Genomic DNA, 439 nt, shown 5'->3' with positions numbered 1-439 from the left:
CGACACTCAACGCATCACCCCAGGCTTTCATCAGATCGCGGGCCTGCTCGACATCACAAGCCAACGAGACCATTCCGCCCGCACCCGACAACGCCACCAACAACTGACTACGCAACGCCACCACACGAGCCGCATCACGCAACGACAACGCACCCGCCACAAAAGCCGCCGCAATCTCACCCTGCGAATGCCCAATCACCGCATCCGGACGAACCCCCACCGACCGCCACAACTCCGCCAACGACACCATCACCGCAAACAACACCGGCTGCACCACATCAACCCGATCCAACCCCGGCGCACCCTCCACCCCACGCAACACATCGACCAACGACCAATCCACAAACTCCGAAAGCGCCGCAGCACAAGCATTCATCTGCCCGGCGAACACCGGAGAACCATCCAACAGAGCCACACCCATCCCCACCCACTGCGACCC

1 protein-coding gene is annotated in these 439 nt (G+C 62.0%); it reads right to left on the bottom strand.

Annotated features, from left to right (window positions below; all coding sequences use genetic code 11):
• Positions 1 to 439, bottom strand: a 439-nt coding sequence (locus ON40_RS34405; protein ID WP_040829423.1) for an acyltransferase domain-containing protein, incomplete at both ends; no start/stop codon positions are given.

Source organism: Nocardia jiangxiensis NBRC 101359, assembly GCF_000308615.1.
In the GTDB taxonomy this organism is placed as follows: Bacteria; Actinomycetota; Actinomycetes; order Mycobacteriales; family Mycobacteriaceae; genus Nocardia; species Nocardia jiangxiensis.
The sequence above is the reverse complement of the archived record's forward strand: the minus strand, read 5'-3'. Positions and strand labels throughout refer to the sequence as shown.